The organism is Streptococcus sp. SR4, from assembly GCF_000517725.1.
Taxonomy (GTDB): Bacteria; Bacillota; Bacilli; order Lactobacillales; family Streptococcaceae; genus Streptococcus; species Streptococcus salivarius_F.
Window position 1 is genome coordinate 22416 of the sequence record NZ_AZYW01000006.1, and the last position, 26994, is coordinate 49409.

Sequence of the window (26994 nt, forward strand, 5' to 3'; positions counted from 1 at the left end):
TTAGTTCACCTCACTTGCCATTGCAGTTAGTGTATCGGAAATTTCTTGGAACATTTGATGTTCAGACTTATCACCTTTGAAGATTTGATTATATAGAATACCATCCTTGATAAACAAAACACGCTGTGCACGACTGGCAGCCGCTGTCGAGTGAGTTACCATAAGAATGGTCTGGCCACTGGCATTGATCGCATCAAAGACATCCAAGAGAGCTGCTGAAGATTTGGAATCCAGAGCACCTGTTGGCTCGTCTGCTAAGAGGATTTCTGGTTTAGTGATGATTGCACGCGCAACCGCAACCCTTTGCTTTTGTCCACCTGAAATTTCATAAGGGTACTTCTCTAGCAAGGGATGAATCCCCAATTGACGACTTATAGCTTCTACTTGTGTCATCATTTGCTTAAGTGGGCGTCGAGAAAGGACCAAAGGTAGTAAGATATTATCTTTAACAGATAGGGTATCCAAAAGGTTGAAATCTTGGAAAACAAACCCTAATTTTTCACGACGAAAACTGGAAGCATCCTTATTTTTGATGGTTGCTGTGTCCATACCATTAAGATAGACACGCCCTGCTGTTGGTTTATCAAGCATGGCAAGGATGTTGAGCAAGGTCGATTTTCCTGAGCCGGATTCACCCATGATTGCAACATAGTCACCCTTTTCAACTGTAAAATGGATATCTTTAAGGGCTTCAACCTGATTTCCTTTGAAACGTGTTTTATAGATTTTTTTAACATGTTGAACATCTAGTAACGCCATAATAAGCTCCTTTATTTAATAGATTTGGAAGAGATTTTAGGAACCTCTTACTTAACTTCTGATACCATTTTATAGAAAAAGCAAGGTCTCAACCATAACCCTTGCTTTCATTTGTGGTCATATTTCTTACACTTTTGTAAGTTATTAATCAATCGCCAACTTCTGCTTTTGAAAATGAATGGAGACTGTGGTTCCTTGGCCTACTTGGGAGCTAATACTAATATCATGTCCAAGCTGATCAGCAATTTTCTTAGAAAGATAGAGACCTAACCCAGAGGACTGCTGAGTCAGTCGGCCATTATAACCTGAAAAGCCACGCTCAAAAACTCGTAGAATATCACTATTTTTAATACCAATCCCAGAATCTTTAAGATGAAGCCCATTATCTTTAAAGTAAATTTCAATACCACCACTTTTTGTGTACTTCAAACTATTTGACAAGACCTGCTCTATGATAACCAAGAGCCATTTTTCATCTGAAACGACCTTAACATCCAAGTCATGTAGATTAATAGTCAATCCTTTTTGAATAAAGAAAAGACTATGTTTTCTAACAACTTCTTTAATCAAGTCTTCTAATGTAACCTGCCTCAACTGCAAATCATCATGAAAATTCTCTAAACGTAAATACTGCAAAACCAAATTGGTGTAAGAATCAATCTTGAATACCTCTTGCTCCAAGAGAGCCCTCGTTTTACTATCCGTAACATCCTGAAGCAATAATTGACTAGCTGCTATTGGCGTCTTGATTTGATGCACCCAAAGCGTATAGTAGTCCATCAAATCTGTATAGCGCTTGCGCTCCTCCTCATTCTGAGACATCTGGCTCTCCCTAGCACTTTCCAAAGTTTGGGCTAGGTAAAATTCTAAAGGACTCGATGGTGTGATTTCCTCATAGAGAAAGGCTAAGTTATAAGAGTGATAGGAGCGAACCAAGTCCCAAATAACCATGATGATAGTCACAAAGGTCATTATGGTCAAGGCATAATAAAGAATATCTGCCGCCTCTTCAAATAAAAAGGCAAACAAGACCAATATGATTCCATTAAAGAAAAATAAAAGATAGAAAGTCAGACGAGACCTAATATGGTATTTGATAAATTGACTCTTACCCATCATGACGCAACCCGTAACCGACACCTTTCTTGGTTTCAATAAAATCCTTCAAACCCACTGCCTCTAACTTCTTACGTAAACGAGCTACATTAACTGACAAGGTATTGTCATCAATAAAGAAGTCACTATTCCAAAGCTCCTTCATCAGGTCTTCCCGACTAACGATATTACCAGCATGATCGAAAAGAACTTGTAAAATCTGAAACTCATTCTTTGTCAAAGAAACGATCTCTCCCTGATAAACCAAATCCATGGCCTTAAGGTTCAGAATCACACCCATATATTCCAAGAGACTCTGATCCTTACCAAACTCATAAGAACGACGCAAAAGCCCTTGAATTTTTGCTAGGAGAACATTTTGGTCAAAAGGTTTAGTCACAAAATCGTCCCCACCCATATTGATTGCCATAACAATATCCATGGCCTGATCTCTGGAAGACAAGAACATAATAGGCACCTTGGAGACCTTACGAATTTCCTGACACCAATGATAACCATTAAATAGAGGTAAACCAATATCCATAAGAACCAAGTGGGGCTCTACTTTTACAAAAATAGATAATACTTCCATGAAATCTTCAACAAGAACAACTTCGTAACCCCACTGTTCTAGCATTTTTTTGACTTGTTGACGGATAACCTCATCGTCCTCAACTAATAAAATCTTATGCATAACTCTACCTCTTTCATTTCCCACTATTATAACAGAAATGCTAGAAGAAACGACCATTCTCAGCAAATCTTACAATAATGTTAGATTGAATTTTCCAATTTTTAAAATAGTGCGTTTTCATAGGAAAAATCCTTTGAGTCTTCAAAGAAAATATAGTATTATTATAGAGTTGATATTGGTTTATCATCAACCAACGACAGCTTCATCGAATAATGAGAACATTACTTATTTATGTCACGAATCGGCGTGACGTTTCTACAAGGTGCCGTAACACCTAACAATGAGTAAGTCATAAAGTCATAATAAGATTTTACCGTCTTTTTATGATTTTAAAGGCTTGCTTTGCAAGCCTTTTTCTATTATTCGATTGTTTTGATCTTTGTCAGGTTCTCAATAGAATCTGGGAAAAATCAAAATACACTTTAGTTATATTTTTTATAGGAGGTAATATGAAATTACTGGAAGACCGCATTCTCAATGATGGGAATGTCCTTGGGGAGAACATCCTCAAAGTTGACTCTTTCCTCACTCACCAAGTGGACTTTGACCTCATGCGTGAGATTGGAAAGGTCTTTGCTGCAAAGTTCAAGGATGCAGGCATCACCAAGGTGGTGACTATCGAGGCATCTGGTATTGCTCCAGCCCTCTACGCTGCTGAGGCCTTGGATGTCCCTATGATTTTTGCTAAGAAGGCTAAAAATATCACCATGAATGAAGGGATCCTCACGGCTGAGGTCTACTCCTTCACTAAGCAGGTGACTAGTACTGTCTCTATCGCAAGCAAGTTCCTCACTCCTGAAGATAAGGTCCTCATCGTTGATGACTTCCTAGCTAACGGCCAAGCTGCCAAAGGCTTGATTCAAATCATCGAAGAAGCTGGTGCACACGTCGAAGCGGTTGGTATCGTTATTGAGAAATCTTTCCAAGATGGTCGTGCCCTTCTGGAAGAAGCTGGCTACCCAGTCGTTTCACTTGCTCGTTTGGATCGTTTTGAAAATGGTCAGGTCGTATTTAAGGAGGCAGACATCTAATGCAAAATAAAGAGAAACACTCGCAGGCAGCGGTCCTAGGACTGCAACACCTACTTGCCATGTACTCGGGATCAATCCTGGTGCCAATCATGATTGCTGGAGCCTTGGGGTATTCAGCTCATGAATTAACCTACTTGATTTCAACAGACATTTTCATGTGTGGTGTAGCAACCTTCCTCCAACTTCAACTTAATAAATACTTCGGTATCGGTCTTCCAGTTGTTCTCGGGGTTGCCTTCCAGTCAGTGGCACCACTTATTATGATTGGTGAGAAACACGGTAGTGGTGCTATGTTTGGTGCCCTTATCGTTTCAGGGATTTATGTTATCCTCGTTTCTGGCGTCTTTTCAAAAGTAGCCAATCTCTTCCCTTCTATCGTTACAGGATCAGTTATCACAACTATTGGTTTGACCCTCATCCCTGTTGCTATCGGAAATATGGGGAATAATGCTGATAAGCCTACCGGTCAAAGCCTCTTCCTTGCTGCTATCACCGTTCTTATCATCCTTGTAGTTAATATTTTCACTAAAGGATTTATCAAATCCATCTCAATCTTGATTGGTTTGATTGTCGGTACTGCTATCGCAGCAAGCATACACCTAGTTGACTTCTCACCAGTAGCTGCGGCACCTATTGTTCACGTGCCAACGCCATTCTACTTCGGGGTACCTAAGTTTGAGTTGTCATCAATTATTATGATGTGTATTATCGCTACTGTGTCTATGGTTGAATCAACTGGGGTTTACTTGGCCCTCTCTGATATTACCAAAGAACCACTCGATAGCACTCGCCTTCGTAACGGTTACCGTGCTGAAGGTTTGGCTGTTCTCCTTGGTGGACTCTTTAACACCTTCCCATACACTGGTTTTTCACAAAACGTTGGTCTTGTGAAGTTGTCAGGTATTAAGACTCGCTTGCCAATCTACTATGCCGCTGGTTTCCTTGTTCTTCTTGGACTCCTTCCTAAGTTTGGTGCCTTGGCACAAATCATCCCAAGCCCAGTCCTTGGTGGCGCAATGCTTGTCATGTTCGGTTTTGTTTCTATCCAAGGGATGCAAATCTTGGCGCGTGTTGATTTCGCCAACAACGAACACAACTTCTTGATTGCTGCGGTATCAATCGCTGCAGGGGTTGGTCTTAACGGCAGCAACCTCTTCAACAGCCTACCAAATGCTTTCCAAATGTTCTTCTCAAACGGTATCGTCGTTGCAAGTCTGCTTGCCATCGTCCTCAATGCTATTTTGAACCATAACAAAAAAGAAAAATAACACAAGAACACCTGAGTCACTTGACTTAGGTGTTTTCTTTGAAATTAAAATCTTCAAGTTTGTAAATCGAAAGAAAAGACTAAGCAACTACTCTGTCAAACTTTTATTGAAAGTATCTCGTGTTATTTAATTCTTACGATTGACTTATTTTCAATTCTATAAATAGCATCGTAATCTTCCAGATTGTAATGATGGGCAATTTCAATAATACTATTAGGCAACTGTTTCAAGACATTTCTTATTTCCTTTGAACTTGCTTCATCTAAAGAAGCCATCATCTCATCCGCAAGTAAAACCTGCTTTCCTCTCAAAATAGCACGCGCAATCTCCAGTTTTATGATTTGACCACCTGAAAAGTTATCTCCAGTTAATTCATAGTCTAATTGGTGACAACAAGCCTCCCATAGTCCAACCTTTTTCAGTGTTGAAATGAGCAATGAGTCAGAACAATCTTGATAAAGAGTTAGATTATGTCGCACACTTGTATGAAAGATATAGGGATTTTGATGAATAATTGCAATGTTATCTAAATTTGGAGTCAGCTCCCTTCCGTCAATGCTTTTAAAAATGATTTCCCCACTATATGCCTTATCTTGCCCTGATATTAACCTAAAAAGTGTTGTTTTCCCAATACCACTATCACCAACTATAAGATTATGCTGAGACAATGAAAAAGTAACCGTAACATCTCGAAAAATCTCTTGATTATCATAAGATTTAGTGACGTTTTTTAACTGAATTTCTTCTAAAGTATGTATGTGAAGCCCTTTTGAAGGAATTTCTGACTCACTTCCAAATGTCAATAATTTATCTTTTATCACTTGACTTGATTGAATACTTGCAATAGCCTCCAGAATCTGTTGTAAGGGGTTAATAAGATATGTTGAAGCAGACATCATAGCAATAAGTGTAGTAATTGAATTTTGTTTCATGACAAGACCAATCACAAATGGTCCAATCAAGCCGACAGCTTTCAGAGGTCCTGTCCAAAACATAACTAAATTATGAAGTGTATAATACTTAAATTGTGTCGTCTCCATCTCACTAAGGGTTATGAGAGTTTGCTTTACATTCTCTTTTTCTGCTTGGTTGCAAATAATAGTTTCAATCCCTTTACCAAAGTCTGTAATAGCTCTTAAATTTTTCTCTTTTGAGCTACTTAGTAATTCTCCTGACTCTTTTAACTTTCTCTTAAATATAAACTGAGGCAAAATCATCAGAAAGGCACCTACAGTAAAAAGACTACCTACAATAATATTTTGTTTGAGCAGATAAATTACAGATACTAGGACAGAGGCGCCCCACACTGGCGAGATAAGAAAAGATTGGAGGAACTCCTGGTCTACAATTCCAAGATCTTGTGTCAAGAGTGAGCAAAGCTCAGAATCGGATATGTTTTTAGGAAAGGCAGCATGATTCTTTAAAATATTTTCTGATAGGCTTACATTAAACGCTCTAATAATAGAACGAAGCAGAATATTCTCTATATACATAAAAGCGTACACAACCACCCAAAGAGAGATACTCGAAAATGTAAAAACTATTAAATCCCGACTATCACTACTATCTATATGACCTGCCATCTGGATAATTATAGGTATTACAATGCCTTGACACGAATAAAGAAGCGCAAAAATGATATAAAGTACCATTTCCTTCTTAGGAAGTAGCTTAATAAATCTAAGCAGTGACACAGCAACCGATTTAGTTTTTTCAATAATCATTGCTTTTACCTCCTTCAATTTGATACTATTATTTTAGTTTATTAATAGTATCAACTATTGAAATTTCGGAAATCCGATAAGGGAATTTTATATGGAACAAGGTCAAAAATTTAAACAGATTCGAAAACAGAGAAAATACACTATTCAGAGACTCGCTCAAGTAGCTGGATCTGTAGCGAGTCTTTCAGACTTTGAAAATAACAAAACATCACTCTCAAATGATACTCTTTTCAAACTTTTAAAACATCTAAAAGTCGAATATAATGAATTTTTCGGACAAGAATATCTTGTGGACGAAACCTACATAAAACTTGCTAATCAATTCAATCAAGCCTCAAATCATCTAGACTTTGAAGCACTGGAGCAAGTCGCAGAAAAGTTTCGCATTTTAGGAGAAACCAATTATAGTGATTATCTGATTAGTCTTTGTATTGACTGTCAGATTTCAAAACTTCAAAACCGTTCAGTTAACCAAGATATTGCTACAGAACTTCAAAACTACTTCTTTTCGATTGATATTTGGACACTTCTCGATATTAATTTACTGAATATGGTAAAGGATATCTTCACAGAAGATGCGCTAAAAATCTACATTAAGGAATTCCTATCAATACTCAATAAAAATCCTAGAAATAATTTAGATCGAATCACTTTAGAAGTTATCAGTCGTTGTATTTTCCAAATCATTCTTTACGGAAATCAAGAAGATAGTGACTACTATATAAACGAACTAAAAACTATTCAATTACCAGACTATTTCATGTTACAAAAACTCTATCTTAAAGAACTAAAAGCCGCATACCTTTATAAATTTATCGATAAGAATATGGGAATGACTATACATAAAGAAATTCTCCACTACTTGGCTTTTATGGGAGATGACGATAATTTGAGAGAATGGGACCAAACTTTCCGTCAATTATAGACTTTATTGGATAACAGTTGTACAATGATTATATAATTTGAAAAATTTAGAAAGGAAAACAGAATGCACGAAACACATTCTCTCCGTGAGCGATTTCTTGTTTTCTTCAAGATTTTTGTGCCCATACTGATCTATCAGTTTGCCAACTTTTCAGCAGCTTTTGTGGACACTACCATGACTGGGCAATACGATGCCCTACACTTGGCGGGGGTAGCCATGGCAACGAGTTTATGGAGTCCTTTTTTCACCTTCTTAACAGGTATCGTCTCTGCCTTGGTTCCGATTATCGGACACCATCTAGGGGCAGGTCGCAAGGACCGAGTGGCACCTGATTTCTATCAATTTCTTTATATGGCTTTGGGTCTATCACTAATCCTCTTTGCCCTCGTTTTTCTGGGGGCACCCTTGGTTTTGAATCATCTAGGTCTGGAGCCTTTGGTCAGAGAAGTCGCCCTTGGTTATCTACGATTTTTGAGTCTTGGGATTATTCCCCTTCTACTCTTTAGCGTGATTCGTTCCTTCCTTGATGCGCTTGGCCTCACGCGCCTGTCCATGTACCTCATGCTTTTGCTTCTACCTCTCAATGGTTTCTTCAATTTTCTCCTTATCTATGGCATTGCTGGTCTACCAGAGTTGGGGGGAGCCGGAGCAGGTCTGGGAACTTCATTGGCTTACTGGGCCCTTCTCCTTATTTCCATCGCAGTTATCAGAAAGCATAAGAAGGTTAAACCCTACCACATTGAAAAGGTTCAACCCCTTGATAAAAATTCTCTACTTGAGGCACTTAAACTGGGTCTCCCTATTGGTGGAACGGTTTTTGCAGAGGTCGCCATCTTCTCAGGTGTTGGTCTAGTTATGGCCAAGTATCCATCCCTTGTGATTGCTAGTCATCAGGCAGCCATGAATTTCTCAAACCTCATGTATGCCTTTCCTCTCAGTGTTTCCAGTGCTATGGCTATCATTATTTCTTACGAATTTGGAGCTAAACGCATGGATGCCGTTAAGAGCTACAGCAAGCTGGGACGGTTGACAGCCCTTGGATTTTCTATCTTTACCTTGATTTTCCTCTACTTCTTGCGCTATGATTTGGCAGAACTCTACGGACATGAGCCTGAATTTTTGAGAATGACAGCCATTTTCATGACCTATAGCCTCTTCTTCCAAGTGGCAGATGTCTTTGCGGCTCCGCTTCAAGGAATCCTCCGTGGCTATAAGGATACCAAGGTGCCTTTTTATCTCGGTGTCCTAACCTACTGGGGCATCACCTTCCCAGTAGGCTTCCTGCTTGAAAAAGTCACTGGACTCGGTCCCTATAGTTACTGGATTGGCCTGATTGCCAGCCTTATCGTCAGTGGACTCTGTTACCAATGGCGCTTAAATAGAATCGTCAAACGTTACGAATCACAACAGTGATATCCCTGAAGCAGTCTTGTCAGACTGCTTTTTCTATACTCAAATCTCGATAATACAGAAAAAAAACTCCTGCATATTGAAAACAGATAGACTGTTATCAATACACAGAAAGCTTCTTTTGATGAGTGATTAATTATATTCAGATTTTCCTAACCTATTACCAAGCTGGATTCATTAATGAAAACATAGATGTTTAATATTGAAAAAAGTATCACAGAGACCAGCTGGATCAACTAGGGCACCATAAATCATGACTAAACCACAGAGAGCTAGGAAATGATAAAAATAAACTACTTTCTCCCCTGTTTTAGGAAGTAAAAGAAAAGACCAGAACCACAAGACACAAATGGCTATTAATATGATTAGTTTATTCATACATTCCATAATAATCTCCGTCACAAAGGTTTCGCACAATAAAATAGTCCTTAGGACTATCTGAATGTTATCATAAAATCTAACAAGTGCTGTCATTACTTCTTAAGGAAATATCTTAGTATCTCTTGCTAGTCTTGTTAAGGTAAGTTAAGACATATAAAATCATATTGGGAGGTTGGGAAGACTCATTATTACACAAAGTACAATAATGTTTACAGACGCCAAAACCAGCAAAAGCTAAGGAGAAGGACATATTGACACTTGTCAGATTTCTCACTTTTATAGTGTACTATTTTTTTATTTGAAACATAAAACAATTTTGCCCAAATTGTTAAAAAATGTAATGAAAGGTCACTTTTTTATCCTGAATGGTTAGGTTACATATCATGTTAGGTTTAAAAGGCTTTCATCTTATTTACATCTTCTTCTGTCATGAAAAAAGAGGTTAGAACCAAGGGGAACCAACCTCTTTTTAGTAAATAATTCATTCCTTCAGAATACCTAATCAGTCCACCTGATCAAGCAAGTAAGCATAGCCTTCTTTTGCCATGTCAGCTTTAGGAACAAATCGCGTTGCTACACCATTGATACAGTAGCGTAAACCACCTCTATCTCTTGGCCCATCTGGGAAGACATGACCTAGATGGGAGTTGCCCACACGACTACGGACTTCGATGCGGTCCATATTGTGCGAATGGTCTTCCTTGTAGTTGGCTACCTCTGGACTAATGGGTCTAGAGAAACTTGGCCAGCCACAGGCTGAATCAAACTTATCCTTGGACGAAAAGAGTGGCTCACCAGTCGCCACATCAACATAAATCCCAGGCTCAAACTGATTCCAAAGCGGACTCGTAAAGGCCCGTTCCGTTCCATTCTCCTGAGTCACAGCGTAGGCTTCTGGACTCAAACTTTCCTTAAGCTCCTCTCGATTCGGCTTGTGATAAGCACTAGCATCAATAACAGGACTAGCTGCCTGATTGACATTGATATGACAGTAGCCATTAGGGTTTTTCTTGAGATAATCTTGATGATAATCCTCAGCAGGAATAAAGTGATGTAGGGGCAACAATTCAACCGCCAAAGGCTGACCGTATTGCTCAGTCATTTCTTGGAAAACTTGCTCGATAGTCGATAAATCATTTGCATCCGTGTAGTAAACACCCGTACGGTACTGGCTACCCACATCATTGCCCTGTTTGTTTTTACTCAGAGGATTGATGATACGGAAGAAATGTAGCAGAATCTCACGCAAGGACACCTTGCTAGCATCATAGGTCACCTGAACCGTTTCAGCGTGACCCGTCTGACCGATAAGCTCATAGCGAGTCGTCTCACTACGGCCATTGGCATAACCCGAAACCGCATCAAGCACACCAGGCACGCGAGAAAAATACTCCTCAACACCCCAGAAACAGCCACCAGCAAGATAAATCATATGATTATTTAGATTTGACATTTTTAACACTCCCTTCAATAGATACTCTCATCTCCACGCCTTAAGTGTAACGCTTTTGAGAAGATTTCGCACTTATGGTGACTTGGAGAGACACAAAAAATCCCATCACATTGTGATAGGATTTTATGTTTATTCCATTTCGAAGCTTTCACTCTTGATTTTACTTGGTAAGAAGAAAGATAAAATGATACACAAGATGGCTGGTATCAACCATGGCAATGATGCTCCTGACAATGGTAGGAAGTTAATAAGGGCATTTAGTCCTGCAAGCTTGAACTGGGTGCCAAGAACGCTGAGCAAAGCAATCAGCGTGACTACGGCAACTGTAATCTGCATACCTGGTTTAGACAAGGCCACGAACTTGTTGGCAATTACAATCATGACAATCGTAATCGTGATTGGATAGAGAATCAAAAGCACTGGCACTGAGAAAGCAATGATATTGTTAAGTCCCAAGTTGGCAATCGCAAACCCAATCAAGGTAAAGAGAATGGCGTAAGCCTTGTAGGATACTTTCGGAAATGCCTTGTGGAAGAATTCTCCTGTCGCAACGATAAGTCCTGCAGTTGTTGTGAAACAAGTCACTGTCACCATGATAGCTAGGAAAATCTGAGCAGCTGGTCCAAAGATAGCTTGTGTGGCTTGTGACAAGACGCTAGCACCAATATTGGCATCTTTTGGTAGGCCTGCCACTTGGAGTGGGAAATGATTGCCCAAAAAGGCTAGTCCCAAATACAAAGCACCAAAGAGAAGCGTCACTACAAAACCAACGACCCAAATGGTAGAGATATACTCTTTCTTAGATTTAAAGCCTAGTTGGTTGAGAGTGACTACTGCCACTACACTGAAGGCCACAGAAGCTAAGGCATCCAAGGTGTTGTAGCCTTCCAAGAATCCCTTACCAAATGCAGAAGCTTGATAAGCTTGGCTAGCTACCTGAGGACTGTGAGCACCGTATTTAAGTGCTCCTGCCACAATAACCATAACAATCATAATAGCAAAGACAGGTGTTAAGATACGTCCAATACTATCTAGAATTTTAGATGGGTTCATGGCAATCCAAAGTGCTAAAGCAAAGTAGATTACGGTAAAGACAAAGAGCCAAAGGCTGGTATGTCCACTGCCAATCAAAGGCGAGAAGCCAATCGAAAAGGCTGCTGCTGCCGTTCTAGGAATGGCAAAGAAAGGACCAATAGACAGATAAAGGACTGCCAAATAGACTAGGGCAAACTTAGGCGAGATTTTTTGTGAAATCTCATGAATGTACCCCTTAGGATTTAGGGTCCCAATCACCAGCGTTAGGATGGCAATACCAATACCTGATAGGACAAACCCTGCAATCGCAGGCCAAAAATGACCTCCAGATTCAAAGCCTAGCTGAGGCGGAAAGGTCAGATTTCCGGCTCCAAAGAACATACCAAACAACAATAAAGCTGTAAGGCCTCCTTTTTTTAACATAAGTTTCTCCGATCTAAGACAAACAAGATATCATCTCAAAAAAGATAACTTGTTTATTACTATTTTAGTCAACTTACTTAGTATGACATGATTAGTTTGGAACTTCAAGCTATTCAGACTTATTAGGAAAGGTTTTTAAAATTGCAAATTTTCTGTATCATTGTACGAAAAAACTAGACAAGATTCTTATCTCGTCTAGTTTGATAGTTTAATTAAGGATGACTAACAATCAATTCAAGCTCTCCCTGAATTTCCCAAGCTTGAACATCGCTTGGTAGAATGAAGTGGCTTCCTTTTGCAATTGGATATTCTTGACCATCAACAAGGAGACTTCCTTGACCGTCAAGTACACTAAACAAACTGTAATCTGCAGTCTTTTCAAAATAAGCCTTACCTGAAATCTCCCATTTATAAACGGCGAAGAAATCACTTGCTACTAAAAGCGTTGATTTGAGGTCATCTACTTTTGTTGTGACTGGGCGACTGTTGGCAGGTTCACCAATATTTAGGACATCGATAGATTTTTCCAGATGGAGCTCACGCAGGTTGCCCTGGTCATCCTTACGGTCAAAGTCATAGACACGGTAGGTTGTGTCACTAGATTGTTGCGTTTCAAGAACCATGATACCTGCACCAATAGCATGCATGGTACCACTTGGCACATAGAAGAAATCACCTGCTTTAACTGGAACCTTAGTCAAAAGATTTTCCCAATCCTTACTTTCAATTTGCTGACGCAATTCTTCTTTTGATTTAGCATTATGACCATAAATGATTTCTGCACCTGGCTCTGCAGCAATAATATACCAACACTCTGTTTTACCAAGTTCACCTTCATGTTCAAGTCCATAAGCATCATCTGGATGGACTTGCACACTGAGCCAATCATTGGCATCCAAAATCTTAGTCAAAAGAGGAAAAACAGGTTCCTGACGATTTCCAAACAATTCACGATGCTCTGCATAAAGAACATCTAAAGTTTGACCAGCATAACGACCATTCTTAATAGTCGATACACCATTTGGGTGAGCTGAGATAGCCCAGTACTCTCCAACATGGTCGCTTGGAATGTCGTAGCCAAAGACATCACGCAAATGCGTGCCACCCCAAATTTTCTCCTGCATAACAGATTGTAAAAATAATGGTTCAGACATAAAAACTCCTTATATAAGAATGAATAGACTCAAAATCTATGTCTTAACATAGATGATTACCCACATCATGATAAATGAATCAGTCCCACTTTAAAGCGGATGTTCCAAAAATCACCTATAGCCAGTAAGCTCCATCATCAGCAAATCACAAACAGATTTTGACGAGTAATTACCTCAATTATAAGCATAATTTGTGAAAATATCAACAAAGTCCTTAAAGAAATCATAAGATTTTGGCTTAATGGCTGCAAGTCATTTCAATAGCAAATTTCCTTTAAGAATCCTACTCATTCCTTCATTTTTCGGATAGATTGATTGAATTTAAAGACTTTTTAACTTATAATGTTAGTGATATTATGAAAGGAAATCTCTCAATGAAATTCTATTCCTACGACTATGTGCTAAATCAGATTAGCCAACAAAACTGGGTTATGGTTGCCATTACTGCAGGACTTATTTTAGTGACCGGTGTATTTGCTTTTAAAGCCTTCAAAGAACGCCATGATACTAAGTTTCGTGAACTCTCTATTATTTCTATTTTAACCTTAGTTGCCGTGGTTCTAATTGCTATCAGTAATTTCCAAAGCAATCAATCTAACAACGACCAATTTAGAGCATCTCTTCACTTTATCGAGGTTGTGTCTAAAAATCTTGACGTTGATAAGAGCAAGGTTTATGTCAATACTTCTACTACTACAGATGATGCTATCCTCAAAGTTGGAAACAAATACTATCGTGCCATCTCAGGTTCAGAACCTGACAGCTACTTGCTAGAACAAATAAAACTTTACAAGTCTGATGTTGAACTCGTGGAGGTTAAAAAATGACATCTTTTTATCTTGCTGTTGCAATTAAACTAGCTTTGGGGCTTATTTCACTCGTCTTTGTTATCAATTTAACAGGTAAAGGAAACCTAGCACCTAGCTCAGCTGCTGACCAAGTACAGAACTTTGTTCTTGGTGGAATCATCGGTGGTACAATTTATAATAGTACCGTTTCCATCCTTCAGTACTTTGTTATCCTGATTATTTGGACTATTTTGATCTTACTTCTTAAATGGCTCATCACCAATATTCGCTTCATCAAACATTTGATTGACGGTAAACCAACTCTCATCATCAAACAGGGTCAACTAGATCCTGAAGCTTGTCGCTCTATAGGACTTTCAGCTTCTGATGTCGCTTTAAAATTACGTTCTCAAGGAATTTTTCAACTCAAAGAGGTTAAACGTGCAGTTATTGAACAGAACGGCCAATTGATTGTGGTTCGTGCGGGTGATGAAAATCCAAAATATCCAATCATTACTGATGGGGTCATTCAAACAGAAATTCTTGATACTATTGGTAAAACGGAAGATTGGTTAAATGAAGAGCTTCAAAAATTAGGATATGAAAACGTTTCGGATATCTTTATTGCTGAATACGATAAAGGAAACATTAATGTCGTTACTTATTAAACAAATCACTTGCATTACCGTTTAATATTGTCTACAATGGTCTCATCATAAAAAGGAGGTTCTACTATGGGAATCGAAGATAAATTGAATCAAGCTAAAGGCGCTCTTAAAGAGGGTGCTGGTAAACTGACTGGCGACAAAAAGACTGAAGTCGAAGGTGCTGTTGAAAAAGTGGTAGCAAAAGCAAAAGACGGTATCGAAGATGTTAAAGAAGGCGTTGAAGGTGCTGTTGAAGGCCTTAAAAATGCTTTTTCTAAATAATAATAATAAATAAACAGAAGCTCTTTTCCTTTTTTGAAGAGGGCTTCTGTTTTTCTTTATGTTCTTAACTAGAATTACTTACGAGAATGCTTGCTTCCTTTAATTGCAAATGATGTTGTCATAAGTACAGCCCCTAATGCACCTAGTCCCAAACTGCTCACATCACCAGTATTTGGTAGACTTGATTTACTTGTTTGATTGCTTTGTGAACTTTTAGATGACTGATTAGCCTTAGAGCTTGTTTGGGTATTTTGTTTCTGAGCAAGATTAGTTTGTACGACTGAGCTTACATTTTCCTTTTGACTTGAAACTTCTCTTGTCTGACCTTTTGATGCTTTAGAGCTTTGATTTTGAGGTTGGAGCTTATCCAACTTTTCAGCAGTCTCATGAGCTTGTTGTTGGGCACTGCTTGATGTATTGGTCATTGTTTGTGTCGATTGCTCTTTTGTAAGCTGGTTAGCGAGAGAGGTATTTGATTTAAGCGATGCTCCTTCAAAGCTTGAAGGATTTGATGTTGACGTATTTTGATTTGATAAAGCTGTGTTTGTCGCTGTCATTGCTGGAGCATTGGTAGCTGGTTGATTAGCACTGCTGCTTGTCGTAGGGCTCATATTTATAGAGTTTGAGCTACTTGTTTGACTAGCAAAGTTTGGTGGGGTTGGACGTCCAGTATTAGCCGTCTGGCTTGTTGAACTTGTACTACTTGTGCTAGTTGTATTCTCAGAACTTGTCGAAGCAGATTGGCCCCATGGGGTATTGACGGTACCCGTATTTGTAGAGCTGCCACCATAGCTAGTTGGTCTGCCGTAGCCTCCGAAGTTATCAGACATTGAGCTATTGCCAAAGCCACCGCCTGGGAAGCCGCCTATGCCACCAGCACCAGGACCATTGTTTGTGCCTTCTTCAGTAGCTGTTGCAGTCACACTAGCACCACTTGATGTCGTAATGGTATAGGTTTCACCCGAAGTTAGACTCTCGGTACTAAAGACCACATTTCCAAATGAAGTTGTTGCTGTTGTGGTCGCTACAACATTTCCAGAACTATCTGTAACTGTGATGGTATCTCCAGCACTACCAGAGATGTTGGCCATGATATAAGACTGGCTTGAACCTGTTGTAAAGGCTTGAGCCATTCCTTGGTTACCAATAGCCCATACAGTACCGCCCGAAATAATACCTGTTCCATCGTAGTCGATAGCAGCATTATCTGCACTTGTCTGAGCGACGTAGAGAGAACCACTTTTCACTGTCACATTGCCGTTACTGTCGATACCATCACCATCTGCCAAGATAGTTACCGTTGCACCGTCAATATTGATGCCCACTTCATTTTCCAAGTCAGAAGTCGAATTGGTTAAGCTTGAAGTATCAGCGCTGTCCTTGGTCGTCCACTCAGTGGCGTTAATACCATCATCACCAGCAGTGATATCAACGGTTCCACCTGTCAAATTGATATAACGCCCTTCAAGGCCTTCGTCACCTGCTACAACTGTTACTTTAGAATTGCCTTCGACAGTCAATTCATCTGTAACCGTGATACCTTTATCAGTTGCATTAATGGTTACCGTTGAGTCGGTAATCGTCAAATCACCACTGTTCACATCTGTTTCGTCTTCGACCTGAATACCGTCATCAGTTGCTGTGATGTTGACTGTGGCATTTTTAATAGTTACAGCTGTCGTCGCATTGATACCATCTTTAGCCTCTGACGTCAAATCAAGCGTTACTGAATCAACAGTCACACTATCAGCCTTGATGGCGTGCTTTTCAGTACTTGAAAGGGTAAGGGTGCTTCCAGTACCACTCGTGATTGTTAAGGCACCAGCGGCTTCAATCGCATTATCAGACGTCGAAGAAATAGAACTGTCTGAAAGGACATTAACAGTCAATTCTGCTGAAGAATTGGAAGTAATAGACGAATCCGTTAAGGTCACACCATCCAAGTAGATTGTAACTGGATCTGTCACGCTACCTGACACAATAATGGTATAGCTTGAACCATTTCCGGTCAAAGTGTATGATCCTGCTTGATTGATGGTAATTGTCGTTCCATCAACTGTGACAGTACCGCTATCACTCGTTACAACAGTTGTCCCATTAAAGGTAATCGTTGTCGTTGAGCTTTCTGAATCACTATCTTCAGACTCAGTTGTCGTTTCAGTAGCTGAATCTGAGGCGCTGTTGGTTAACACTGAAGCTGTTTCAGATGCAGTGGCTTCAGTGGTGCTTGAGCTTGTATTAGAGCTAGTGTTTTCTTCTGCATTGTTCGTTTCAGATGCTGAGGTTTCACTAGTTGTGCTTTCAGCAGTTTCAGAAGAACTTGCTTCTGGAGTTGCGGAAGTACTTGAATGATCAGATGTTTCACTGCTTGTTGATGTAGCAGTCGTGTCCTCTGTCGTACTTGTTGTACTTATTGTTGACGAATCAGTGTCTGAAGTTGAAGCCGCAGTTGAAGTACTTGTAGCCGATTCTGTGCTTGTTTCAGTAGTTTCTGATGTATTGTCGGTCTGAGTACTTTCTTCAATTAAATCAGCAGTGGTTTCACCTGTTGAAACCGTTGAGAGTGTTGATTCAGTGTTTGTCTCGTCTGCTGAAACCTTGCTGTCATTTAAGACAACTGAGCTACCAAAGATTAAGCTAGCTACTAGGACTGATCCTGCAGTTTTCCATTTTGATGATTTTTTAATAGCATAACGTTCTTGTGTTTGTTTGCTATGTTTGTATGTCATATGTTGGACCTCTTTCTTACTTTTGAGATGCCTCTATTAAACACAAGAAACCTAAGACAAGACTTAAAGAAAGGTTAATCTTTCCTTAAAGTAAAAAAAGTCCCCAAGATATTGGGAACTTTCAATCTCTGGGATAGACCACCCTAAATTCTTCCAAAACAACCAGACTTTCCTGACTAAAATGTAATCCAACCTCATGCAACCATTTGCTAAAGAGATCCTCATGAAGCTCTCGCCAATAGGTTAACCTACGGTCTCCTTCACCTTCCTTGTAGGCATGTTTTTCAGAAACCTCTTTAAATGGGATGACCTCAACTTTCGTCGTTTCAATAATACAAATAGCATTCTCCTTACTATCAAGAATGACGCTCAGTTCATTTTCCTTGGGCAATGGTTCATTCCCCACTGCATACAAGTCAAAAGCTGAACTGGTTGCTGTCTTTTGCCCCATCAATACGAGCTCTGCCAAATAATCTGCTTCCACGCCAAAAGCCCAGGCATCAATCTTATCTCCGATTGTCTGATTTAAAATCTTATAGGCTTGCCACATCTGGTCTGATTTCATCAATCTACTCCTGCTTTTACTTTCCTTCCATTATATCAAAAAATGATAGACCAGATGGTACTATCATTTTCATCTTAATATTTAGAATGTTTGTAACCGTAAAAGGCATAAATAACTGAACCGATTAGCACTGCCAAACCAAAGGCTAACCATGTCTGCCAACTGTACTGACTCATAAAGGAGAGACAGACGATAATTGAAATAATAGGCAAGACCGGAACAAATGGAACCTTGAACTCGTCCTTCTGTGGCAAGCCCTTGTCCTTACGAAGAATAATGAGGGCAATAGCCAAGAGAACTAAGTAAGCCAAGGTCGCAATGTTAACCAATGATGCCATGTTGGCCAAGGAGAAGATACCTGCCGAGATAGCTGACAATACGCCTGTCAAAAGTGTCGCATGATGTGGAACCTTATTAGTCTTTGAAACCTTTTGGAAGGTTTGAGGAAGGAAACCATCACGCGCCAGGCTATAAACCATACGGCTAAGGGCGTAGGCCATTGAAATACATACCGTAATCAAGGTCATAATAGCAACGACAGAGACGTAGTTGGCTGCCCAAGAAATCCCGATATAGCGAAGGGCATAAGCCACGGCATCATCAACATTCAACTTGGTATAGTGAACCACTCCTGTCAAGACCAGCGAAACCACTGCATAGAGTGAAGCCACGATAATCAAGGCAAGAACGATACCTCGAGGAACGTTCTTTTGCGGCTCTTTAATCTCATCTACGGTCATAGAGATAGACTCAAAACCAAGAAATCCAAAGAACATGAGGGAGGCACCTGCCATAATCCCATTTTTTCCTCCATAAATCTGACCAAACCCAAATGGTGCAAAATCTGCCCAGTTGCTAGGATTCAAATGGAAGAGGCCCACTAAGATAAAGACCGCCAAGGCTGAAAACTTGAGCACTACCAAGAGGGAGTTCAAACGAAGGGCCTGCTTGGAATTCATGAGAAGAAGAGCCGTCACCAAGACCAAGACCAAGACTGGCAAAAGATCAATGTAAGTACCTTGACTGGGATTGAAAGGTCCACTGATAGCTTGAGGCAACTTAAGACCAAAGCTAGCAAGTAGCCCCTTGAGGTAAGCACCCCAACCAGAGGCAACACTGGATACGGCATTCATAAAGACAATCATGGTCAACCAGCCACCCATCCAGGCAGGATACTCCCCCCAGACAGCATAGAGGTAACCATAGACACCACCGGCTGATGGGTAACGTGAGGCAAACTCGGCAAAGAAAATCGCTGACATCCCAACACACACTGCTGAAATCAAGACTGAAATAATCAGGGCAGGACCAGCCAGAGTCGATGCCGCGGTACCAGTAATCGTAAAGATTCCTGTACCAACCATGGCACCGATTCCCAGCAGGACCACATCCCTAAGGGTCAGATGCCGTTTCATCTCAGTCTGAGCGAGACCGACATCCTTTTTACGAAAAATACTCATTTTTATACTCCATTTTTTGCGAAATACCGAACTATTATACCATATTTCTTGGTCTAAATGGACCTTTTTCTGTATTTTTATACTTTTATTGGGGAATGCTATGTTGAAGATGGGGACTTCCAGTGCTTACTTTTTAATTTTCCATACATCTCGATTAAAAGAAGCTTGCTAAAGTAGTCCTTTAGCATTCTTTTTTGTTTCTCAAATCCTTATCTGGAAAGAATTTTCAATTTTTAGAAAAAAACATGAAAATCTTATGAATGCGTTTGATTCTTCTAATGAAAGATGTTAGAATGGGGTCATTAAAAAGGAAAAGGGGAACTTTTATGGAAAATAAAGTTCATTTTAAACTTCATAAAGTGAAAAAACAATGGGTTACCATTGCCGTGTCTGGTTTGGCACTTGGTGCCTCATTGATTGGAGTTGGTGTCTCTGCCGACGAACAAGCTACAAATCAAGTTACCTCAGCTAGCACACCTGAAAGTGTCAGCCAGGATCCTGATCATTTCGTCACAGAAACAACTGTAGCTACAGCAAAAGCTGATCAAGTCGCAACCAATAGTGCAAGTGATACAACTGCTACTGTCACAACTGAAAAGCAGCCAGTCCTTAAAGAAGACCAAGCAAGTAGCACTTACAATTTGTCTAGTGGCGAAACGAGAACTGCTACTTCAACTTCAGAAACAGCTAGCACAGTCACTGAAGTAAACAGTCAAGCACCAGAATCTGTTGAAACTACTGTCGTTTCTGGCGGTCAATTCAAGAGCGATGCTGAGGGCAACTGGTACTATCTCAAAGATGGGAAAAATTTGACTGGTGCCCAAAACGTTGACCATTTCGACCTTTATTTCCACGAGGATGGCAAGCAAGCCAAGGGTGAGATTATCACAGAAAATGGACAATCTTTCTACTATGACAAAGCCAATGGACGTAAGGTAACCAATACCTCTATCAACATCGATGGTCAAGCCTACAATGCTGATGCCCAAGGTCGTTTGACAGCAGTTCTACCTGAAACGAACAAACGCAACCAGTTTATTGAAGACAACAACCACAACTGGTATTACCTCGGCAAAGATGGGAAACCCGTCACTGGTGCTCAGAATATCGATGGCTTTAACCTCTACTTCCACGAAGATGGTCGACAAGCTAAAAACGAAATCGTCACTATTAATGGTGATAGCTACTATTTCGATAAAGACAATGGACGTCGCGTAACAGGTCTACAAGCTCTTAACAACGTCAACCATAAATACTTTGGCTTTTACTACTTCGACAAAGATGGCAAGATGGTCAAAGATGACTTCATCACTGAAAATGGAAATCTTTACTACTTTGATGCTACTGGTAATCAACCTAATTTTGTCTTTGTTTCGGATAATGCTGGAAACTGGTATTACATCAATGACTTCAAGGCAACTAAAGGCTTCTCAGCCCCATTTGGTTTCCAAACCGAATTTCTAGACCGTAGCCAAGCTCACTACAAGACAAGTGTTCAAAACCTGAACGGACAACAGTATTACTTTGACCCTAAGACTGGTATTATGGTAACCAACCGTTATGTTTCTGACGATAAAGGGAATTGGTATTACTTTGGTAAAGATGGTAAAGCGCTTCATGGCTTTCAAACAGTAGACGGTAGCCTTCACTACTTCAATGACAATGGTCAACAAGTCAAAGGGGACTTCCTTTACTACGGTAACGATATCTACTATTTCGATAAAGATAATGGAAATCCAGTAACTAACCAATTTATCAATAAAGACAACTCTTGGTACTACTTCGGAGCTGATGGTAAAGCCGTGTCTGGTTTCCAAACCATTAACGGACAGAACCTTTATTTCCACGAATATGGTGTCCAAGCCAAGGGACAACTGGTTACTATCGGCGGCAAAACCTACTACTTCGATCCAAATACAGGTGACAAGTGGGTCAATCGTTCACTTACCTTAAACGGTACGGTCTATAATTTTGATAGCAATGGTGTGGCGACTACTAAAGCTGACCAAACCACAAATCGAAATCAATTTGTTAAAGGTACTGATCAAGAATGGTACTACTACGATGCTAATGGTAAAAAGGTCACTGGTTTCCAAACCATTAACAAGGACCTCTACTACTTCAACGATAAGGGCCAACAAGTCCGAGGAAGTATTTTCAACCTAGGTGATAACTACTACTTTGCCAACAAAGACACTGGTGCTGTCCTTCGTAATGCCTTCTACCATGATAAATCTACTGGGCGTTACGGTAACTTCTCTGAAAACATCTACTACGCTGGCAATGATGGTGCCTTCAAGACAGGCTGGTTTGAAGTTGATGGCAACCGTTATTATGGTAGCGACTATTCTGATGACGACACACCTAAAGGAAACCTCTACACAGGAGTTATCAACTCTCAACTCTTTAGCCCAGATGGAAAACTCTTGACAAACGGTCTCTATCCTGAATTCAAGCGTACTGGTGAGAATTCGTATGAACTTGAAGGTGTCTATGTTACAGATGCCGACGGTAATATCAAAGAAGGTCCTTATCAATATGATGGTAAGATTCTTGGATCTAAATATAGTAACGTCCGCCAATCACAATGGTCAACTTTTGACGAATGGGATATTCTTAATGGACACCTCTACCATTTCGACTCAACACCTATGACCTTCACAGCACCAAATGGCCAAAAAGTGACCACAAACGTTGCCATTGCAACAACTAACAAGGCCCTTACTTATCGTGGCGTAACCTTTAATTTTGATGCCAAGGGTATTGATGCGGCAAAAGAAAAAGCCATCCACTTTGACCAATTGCAGACGGATCGTAGCGGTACAAGTTATCTCTATGAAAATGGTCAAAAAGTCACTGGCTTGAAGACATTTGATGGCGTCACTTACTATTTCTATGAAGATGGCCGTCAAGCCAAAGGCACAGAGGTCACAATCAATGGTAAGACTTACCAATTTGACCAATTGACTGGTATCATGACACGTAATGCCTTTTCAAAATCATACAACTACGAAGGTTCTCCACGCTTCCCATACTACCCAACACGCTACTATGGCAACGACGGAGCTGCTCTTACCGGTTGGCAAACCATCGACGGCAAGAACTACTACTTCCGAGCTAGCGGAAACCTTGAAACAGGACGTTTTGTCATCGGAGACAGAGCCTATAATGCTGATGACAATGGTGTAGTCGCTGACCGCAAGGGTGAACCAGCTTATCGCAATCGCATTGTCTACGATAAGGGCGATAACTACTATTACAATGACAAAGGTGAGAAAGTGACCGGCTTCCAAGAAGTTGATGGTAAGGTCCTCTACTTCGACGCTGAAGGCAAACAAGTCCTAGGACGCTTTGTCACAGTCGATAACTACACCTACTATTTGGACCCTAAAACAGGTGAAAAATACACAAACCGCTCTGTCCTCATCGATGGTAAACTCTATACCTTCGACAAAGACGGACATGTCGTGTCATAAGATGAGATGAAACCGAGACGAAAGTCTTGGTTTTTTTGTGGGGAATGCTAAAAGCTATACTTCTTATATCTCTCTTTTTGCTATAATAGTCTCAACTAAACCAAAGGAGGTTTCCCATGACAACCTTATACGATTTTACAGTTTCAGATCAAGCTGACCAGCCCGTATCCCTAAATGATTATAAGGGCAAGGTCGTCTTAATCGTCAATACAGCAACAGGCTGTGGTTTGACCCCACAGTATCAGGGCTTGCAGGAACTCTATGATAAATACAAAGAACAAGGATTCGATATTCTTGATTTTCCTTGTAATCAGTTTATGGGGCAGGCACCTGGTAGTGCTGAAGAAATCAATACCTTCTGCACCCTCAATTACCATACAACCTTCCCTCGTTTTGCCAAAATTAAGGTCAATGGAAAGGAAGCAGAACCACTTTTTGATTGGCTAAAACAAGAAAAATCTGGACCTCTTGGGGCTAGAATCGAATGGAACTTTGCTAAGTTTTTGATTAACCGCGAAGGTCAAGTCGTCGAACGCTTTTCTTCCAAAACTGAACCACTAAAAATGGAAGATGCTATCAAGGCTCTTCTTAGTAACTAAAAACAAAAAACGAGAGTGAAACTAGAACGACAATCTTTAACTGTCGCTAGTTCTGCTCTCGTTTTCTGCGTTAAGAAAAATAGTATAGAAAGAAATTTCGCTTTATTTTAGAACAAAGCTGTCAATGCTGTAATTAAACCAAAGATAATACCTGGTGCATTGGCCGCAGCAAGGGGAAGGTCACGTTCTTTTTTAAAGAGACCATAGTAAACCCAAAGGCTACAGTTGATTGCAGCTACCAATGGTTGGATAAAGTTTCCTTTATGACCAGACAAATTGTCCATGATTTGTGGTACGTATGATACATACATCATAACTGACATGAAGGTTGCCACCCAACCAAGGGTTTTCATTTGTTTATCTGACATTCGAGACTCCTCTTTCATAAAATTCTTTTTGCCTTGTACATCTAGAAATATTTCAAGACATGTTTTAAAGCACTAAAATTAAAACAGTGTCTATCATACGCTTTAACAATAGAGAATGCAAGAATTTCGGAACAATGTTAAGAAGATGTAAACTATCACAAGATTGTGATAGTGCATTTAGTCTCTTATGTAGCGTTTTCATAAGAGAAAAAGACCTCGTGAAGAGGTCTAAAGTCAATCAATCTACTATTTTTTCTCATCAAAAAGCACTGATATTAAGGATTACTGTCATAAATCATTCAGCTAAGAGCACTTCTTTGATGGTTTGTTTTTGGAGTTTTCTGTTGGATAGATAAAAGAGGCTTTCATAAACTACAGCAAAACCGAGCAAGGTCCAGAAGCACACATTCCCATCAAAGTTATGCTCAATCTTTTCAGGAACTGTATCTTTGATTACACCGATCAAGATTTCCATGATACCGTATTGATAAGCCGTCCCAAGAACAAATCCTAAATAGGCCCAAAAACGATAGGGAGCGAGAATATGACTTTGGCATTCACGATTGGTGTAGCCAAAAGCCTTCATCAAGGCTAAGGTTTCGCGACTTTCTGAGACGACAATCCCCAATGACAAAAAGAGAATCGAGAAAGAAAGGATTAAGCCAATCATGATCATCATGGTTTGGATGATGTCATCTGTGTAATCTCTTAAGCCAAAGGACAATTGAACCATGGCCGCAAAACACATGGAGCCAAAGACCACAAAAAACAAGATAGATTTTCTCCCCCAAATCAGTGACGAAGACAGCTCTTTTAAGAAGGATTTGTCTTTCTTGGAAGCCCTCTTTCTCCTTTTGACCTTGATCGGACTTGGGGACTTTTTCAATAAGCGAAGAGCTGGCGTTTGTAGTTGTCTTCTAGCATAACCAATCGCGAGAACCATAAAGAAGGTCGTTGGCAGGATCACCAAAGTAAGCAAGAGCTGCCAGTGAAAGTGAATGGTAATTTCTGGCAAAATCCCCTTCTCATTACGGAAGTCATAAAAATGTCCCATCATGAGAAATGAAGCAAAATAGCCAAGAAGCGCTCCAGCTCCAAAACTGAGTCCAAAGGCCCAAAATCGTTTAGCCAACTGTCCATTGCTATAGCCCAAAGCCTTTAAAATTCCTAATTGTTCCTTGTGGTCGTCGACAAATTGTTTGATATAAAAACACATGAGAAGAACAGACGTCAAGGACAAGACAACCCCACTGACCATGGCCACCATCCAGGAAAGTGAAACCTGGGCATCATAGTAGGTCTGAATCATCGGATTGGTTTTAGAAATCTCCAACTGCTCGATATCCAGGTAAAAATTCAAGAAGAGATTGGCCACAAAGACCGCACAGGCTCCAATGATACTAACGACAACTAATTTTCGAATATCTTTTACTGAAAACATGACTTACCATCCAATCTCATAGGCTGTCTGAGGCTGATCATTGGTCACAACTTCGATAATCTTGCCACTATTGACACGAATGATGGTTCTGGCCATATCCGCAATATTTTGGTTGTGCGTCACCATGATCAAGGTAAAGCCTATCTTTTCTTTCAGTTTCCAGATATAGTCGAGAATCTTGCGTCCTGTTTCTTCATCGAGGGCACCCGTCGGCTCATCCAAGAAGAGAATCTCTGGCTTTTTGGCCAAGGCCCGAGCAATGGACACTCTCTGCTGTTCCCCACCCGACAATTCACTCGGATACTTGTCCAGCTTATCGCCAAGACCCAAATCTTCTATGATCTGCAAAAAATCATGATTGTTTGCCAGATCAGCTCCCATCTTTACATTTTGTCTAACCGTCAGATTCGGTAATAGATAATACTGCTGGAAAATAAAGGCAATATTCTCCCGTCTAAAGGCCGTCAATTGAGCATCCGAGAGTTGTGATAAATCCTGTCCTTGAATGAGTATATGCCCCTCGTCTACCTTTTCTAATCCTGATAACACGTTTAAGAGAGTTGATTTCCCCGATCCAGAAGGGCCTAGGATAACCACATCATCCTGGTCTTGAATCTGCAAATCAATCCCCTTTAAAACCTTGGTTTGGCCGTAACTTTTGTGCACATTTTCTAGTTGAATCATTTCTTTCCTACCATTTCTTTGATGAGAGATTGACAAACCTCTGTCAGTAATCCAATCACTTCTTCCATGCTGAACTGATAAATACCAGAAGCAACCATAGAGGCCATCCCGTGTGAGTAGATAAATAGATGCTGGTACAAGCGACTAGCCTCCCCTACAGTCAAAGGATAGTCTGCGACAATCGAATCCAGAACCATTTGGTAACTATGATCCTTCATGGGAAGAAAATCTTGAAAACGACGAATCGGATCTTTGCTAGGATTTTGGAAAAGCAATTGAAAGAGTTGGGGCTCTTTTGAGGCGAAAAGGATATAGGCAACCCCGACAGATCGGAAAGGTTTCTCATCTTCTAAGGCCTTGCGAATATACTCCACCACCACCATCTCCGCAGCACCAATAACCTCTGCTTGTAACTCAGCCATATTAGCAAATTGCCCAAAAATGACTCTTGGTGTAGCTCCCAGTTTCTCCGCTAATGCTCTAGCTGTCAAACTAGACATACCCTGTTCGCGTACCAATTGTAAAGCTGTCCCAATGATAGTCTCTTTACTAAATTTAACCTTGGGTGGCATAAGACTCCTTTCACGCAACGTTTGTTGCGCA

The 26994-nt window shown here is 40.2% G+C and carries 23 protein-coding genes and 1 riboswitch; of the genes, 9 read left to right on the plus strand and 14 right to left on the minus strand.

Translation table 11 applies throughout. The annotated features are described in order from the left end of the window. The 3 genes from HMPREF1519_RS00125 to HMPREF1519_RS00135 form a co-directional block, all read right to left on the minus strand. Positions 1-759: an ABC transporter ATP-binding protein gene (locus HMPREF1519_RS00125; RefSeq protein WP_037610458.1), complete on the minus strand. Its 759-nt coding sequence runs from the start codon at positions 757-759 to the stop codon at positions 1-3. Between the two features lie 144 nt (positions 760-903). Beyond that, the gene (locus tag HMPREF1519_RS00130) at positions 904-1878 is read right to left on the minus strand and encodes a sensor histidine kinase (RefSeq protein ID WP_037610461.1); all 975 of its coding nucleotides are present in this window, start codon (positions 1876-1878) and stop codon (positions 904-906) included. Next, entirely contained in the window at positions 1868-2548 is a 681-nt protein-coding gene (locus HMPREF1519_RS00135) for a response regulator transcription factor (RefSeq protein ID WP_037610463.1), read from the minus strand. Before HMPREF1519_RS00135 ends, HMPREF1519_RS00130 begins: the two co-directional genes overlap by 11 nt. A 205-nt stretch (positions 2549-2753) precedes the next feature. Then, positions 2754-2849, plus strand: a riboswitch (purine riboswitch). Between the two features lie 148 nt (positions 2850-2997). Between HMPREF1519_RS00135 and HMPREF1519_RS00140 the strand changes: the two genes are divergently transcribed. Both HMPREF1519_RS00140 and HMPREF1519_RS00145 read left to right on the plus strand, forming a co-directional pair. Next, on the plus strand, positions 2998-3579 hold the full coding sequence (locus HMPREF1519_RS00140; RefSeq protein ID WP_037610466.1) for a xanthine phosphoribosyltransferase: 582 nt from the start codon (positions 2998-3000) through the stop codon (positions 3577-3579). After that, positions 3579-4847, plus strand: a complete 1269-nt coding sequence (locus HMPREF1519_RS00145) for a nucleobase:cation symporter-2 family protein (protein WP_037610468.1) — start codon at positions 3579-3581, stop codon at positions 4845-4847. Before HMPREF1519_RS00140 ends, HMPREF1519_RS00145 begins: the two co-directional genes overlap by 1 nt. A gap of 122 nt (positions 4848-4969) precedes the next feature. Here HMPREF1519_RS00145 and HMPREF1519_RS00150 read toward each other — a convergent pair whose 3' ends face one another. After that, positions 4970-6571 carry an ATP-binding cassette domain-containing protein gene (locus HMPREF1519_RS00150; RefSeq protein ID WP_051412007.1) on the minus strand — a complete coding sequence of 534 codons (1602 nt, stop codon included), beginning with the start codon at positions 6569-6571 and terminating at the stop codon, positions 4970-4972. A 91-nt stretch (positions 6572-6662) separates the two neighbouring features. Between HMPREF1519_RS00150 and HMPREF1519_RS00155 the strand changes: the two genes are divergently transcribed. Next, complete coding sequence (locus tag HMPREF1519_RS00155; RefSeq protein WP_037601006.1) at positions 6663-7496, plus strand: helix-turn-helix domain-containing protein; 834 nt, start codon at positions 6663-6665, stop codon at positions 7494-7496. Positions 7497-7559: 63 nt separating this feature from the next. Further along, complete coding sequence (locus tag HMPREF1519_RS00160; RefSeq protein ID WP_037601008.1) at positions 7560-8909, plus strand: MATE family efflux transporter; 1350 nt, start codon at positions 7560-7562, stop codon at positions 8907-8909. A gap of 880 nt (positions 8910-9789) precedes the next feature. Here HMPREF1519_RS00160 and msrB read toward each other — a convergent pair. From msrB to manA, 3 genes are all read right to left on the minus strand, one after another. Next, on the minus strand, positions 9790-10740 hold the full coding sequence (msrB, locus tag HMPREF1519_RS00170) for a peptide-methionine (R)-S-oxide reductase MsrB (RefSeq protein WP_037610472.1): 951 nt from the start codon (positions 10738-10740) through the stop codon (positions 9790-9792). Positions 10741-10869: 129 nt separating this feature from the next. Further along, positions 10870-12198, minus strand: coding sequence for a branched-chain amino acid transport system II carrier protein (brnQ, locus tag HMPREF1519_RS00175; protein ID WP_037610475.1), 1329 nt, complete (start codon positions 12196-12198; stop codon positions 10870-10872). Between the two features lie 212 nt (positions 12199-12410). Further along, positions 12411-13352, minus strand: a complete 942-nt coding sequence (gene manA, locus HMPREF1519_RS00180) for a mannose-6-phosphate isomerase, class I (protein ID WP_037610477.1) — start codon at positions 13350-13352, stop codon at positions 12411-12413. A 374-nt stretch (positions 13353-13726) separates the two neighbouring features. Here manA and HMPREF1519_RS00185 point away from each other — a divergent pair, with 374 nt between their 5' ends. From HMPREF1519_RS00185 to HMPREF1519_RS00195, 3 genes are all read left to right on the plus strand, one after another. Continuing rightward, positions 13727-14179 (plus strand): DUF3290 family protein, encoded by a 453-nt coding sequence (locus tag HMPREF1519_RS00185; protein ID WP_037610479.1) that lies wholly within the window; start codon positions 13727-13729, stop codon positions 14177-14179. Then, on the plus strand, positions 14176-14808 hold the full coding sequence (locus HMPREF1519_RS00190) for a DUF421 domain-containing protein (protein WP_037610481.1): 633 nt from the start codon (positions 14176-14178) through the stop codon (positions 14806-14808). The genes HMPREF1519_RS00185 and HMPREF1519_RS00190 overlap by 4 nt, the downstream gene beginning before the upstream one ends. 66 nt (positions 14809-14874) lie before the next feature. Next, the gene (locus HMPREF1519_RS00195) at positions 14875-15069 is read left to right on the plus strand and encodes a CsbD family protein (protein WP_037610483.1); all 195 of its coding nucleotides are present in this window, start codon (positions 14875-14877) and stop codon (positions 15067-15069) included. A 74-nt stretch (positions 15070-15143) separates the two neighbouring features. On the opposite strand, the gene HMPREF1519_RS00200 is transcribed toward HMPREF1519_RS00195, so the two are convergent. The 3 genes from HMPREF1519_RS00200 to HMPREF1519_RS00210 form a co-directional block, all read right to left on the minus strand. Then, on the minus strand, positions 15144-17798 hold the full coding sequence (locus tag HMPREF1519_RS00200) for a carbohydrate-binding domain-containing protein (protein ID WP_037610486.1): 2655 nt from the start codon (positions 17796-17798) through the stop codon (positions 15144-15146). Between the two features lie 121 nt (positions 17799-17919). After that, the gene (locus tag HMPREF1519_RS00205; protein ID WP_037610488.1) at positions 17920-18363 is read right to left on the minus strand and encodes an ASCH domain-containing protein; all 444 of its coding nucleotides are present in this window, start codon (positions 18361-18363) and stop codon (positions 17920-17922) included. A gap of 74 nt (positions 18364-18437) precedes the next feature. Further along, a complete protein-coding gene (locus HMPREF1519_RS00210) occupies positions 18438-19823 on the minus strand; it encodes an amino acid permease (RefSeq protein WP_037610490.1) in 1386 nt (461 codons plus the stop codon). A 326-nt stretch (positions 19824-20149) separates the two neighbouring features. On the opposite strand from HMPREF1519_RS00210, the gene HMPREF1519_RS00215 reads away from it, so the two are divergent. Together HMPREF1519_RS00215 and HMPREF1519_RS00220 are read left to right on the plus strand one after the other, a co-directional pair. Continuing rightward, complete coding sequence (locus HMPREF1519_RS00215; RefSeq protein WP_037610492.1) at positions 20150-23299, plus strand: KxYKxGKxW signal peptide domain-containing protein; 3150 nt, start codon at positions 20150-20152, stop codon at positions 23297-23299. 116 nt (positions 23300-23415) lie between these two features. Beyond that, positions 23416-23898, plus strand: coding sequence for a glutathione peroxidase (locus tag HMPREF1519_RS00220; protein WP_022496476.1), 483 nt, complete (start codon positions 23416-23418; stop codon positions 23896-23898). 107 nt (positions 23899-24005) lie between these two features. On the opposite strand, the gene HMPREF1519_RS00225 is transcribed toward HMPREF1519_RS00220, so the two are convergent. The 4 genes from HMPREF1519_RS00225 to HMPREF1519_RS00240 all read right to left on the minus strand — a co-directional run bounded on the left by HMPREF1519_RS00225 (position 24006) and on the right by HMPREF1519_RS00240 (position 26963). Further along, a complete protein-coding gene (locus HMPREF1519_RS00225; protein WP_002888017.1) occupies positions 24006-24266 on the minus strand; it encodes a SemiSWEET family transporter in 261 nt (86 codons plus the stop codon). Between the two features lie 295 nt (positions 24267-24561). After that, positions 24562-25707 (minus strand): FtsX-like permease family protein, encoded by a 1146-nt coding sequence (locus HMPREF1519_RS00230; RefSeq protein WP_037610494.1) that lies wholly within the window; start codon positions 25705-25707, stop codon positions 24562-24564. 3 nt (positions 25708-25710) lie between these two features. Next, complete coding sequence (locus tag HMPREF1519_RS00235; RefSeq protein ID WP_022496474.1) at positions 25711-26391, minus strand: ABC transporter ATP-binding protein; 681 nt, start codon at positions 26389-26391, stop codon at positions 25711-25713. After that, entirely contained in the window at positions 26388-26963 is a 576-nt protein-coding gene (locus HMPREF1519_RS00240) for a TetR/AcrR family transcriptional regulator (protein ID WP_022496473.1), read from the minus strand. Before HMPREF1519_RS00240 ends, HMPREF1519_RS00235 begins: the two co-directional genes overlap by 4 nt. Positions 26964-26994 lie beyond the last annotated feature (31 nt).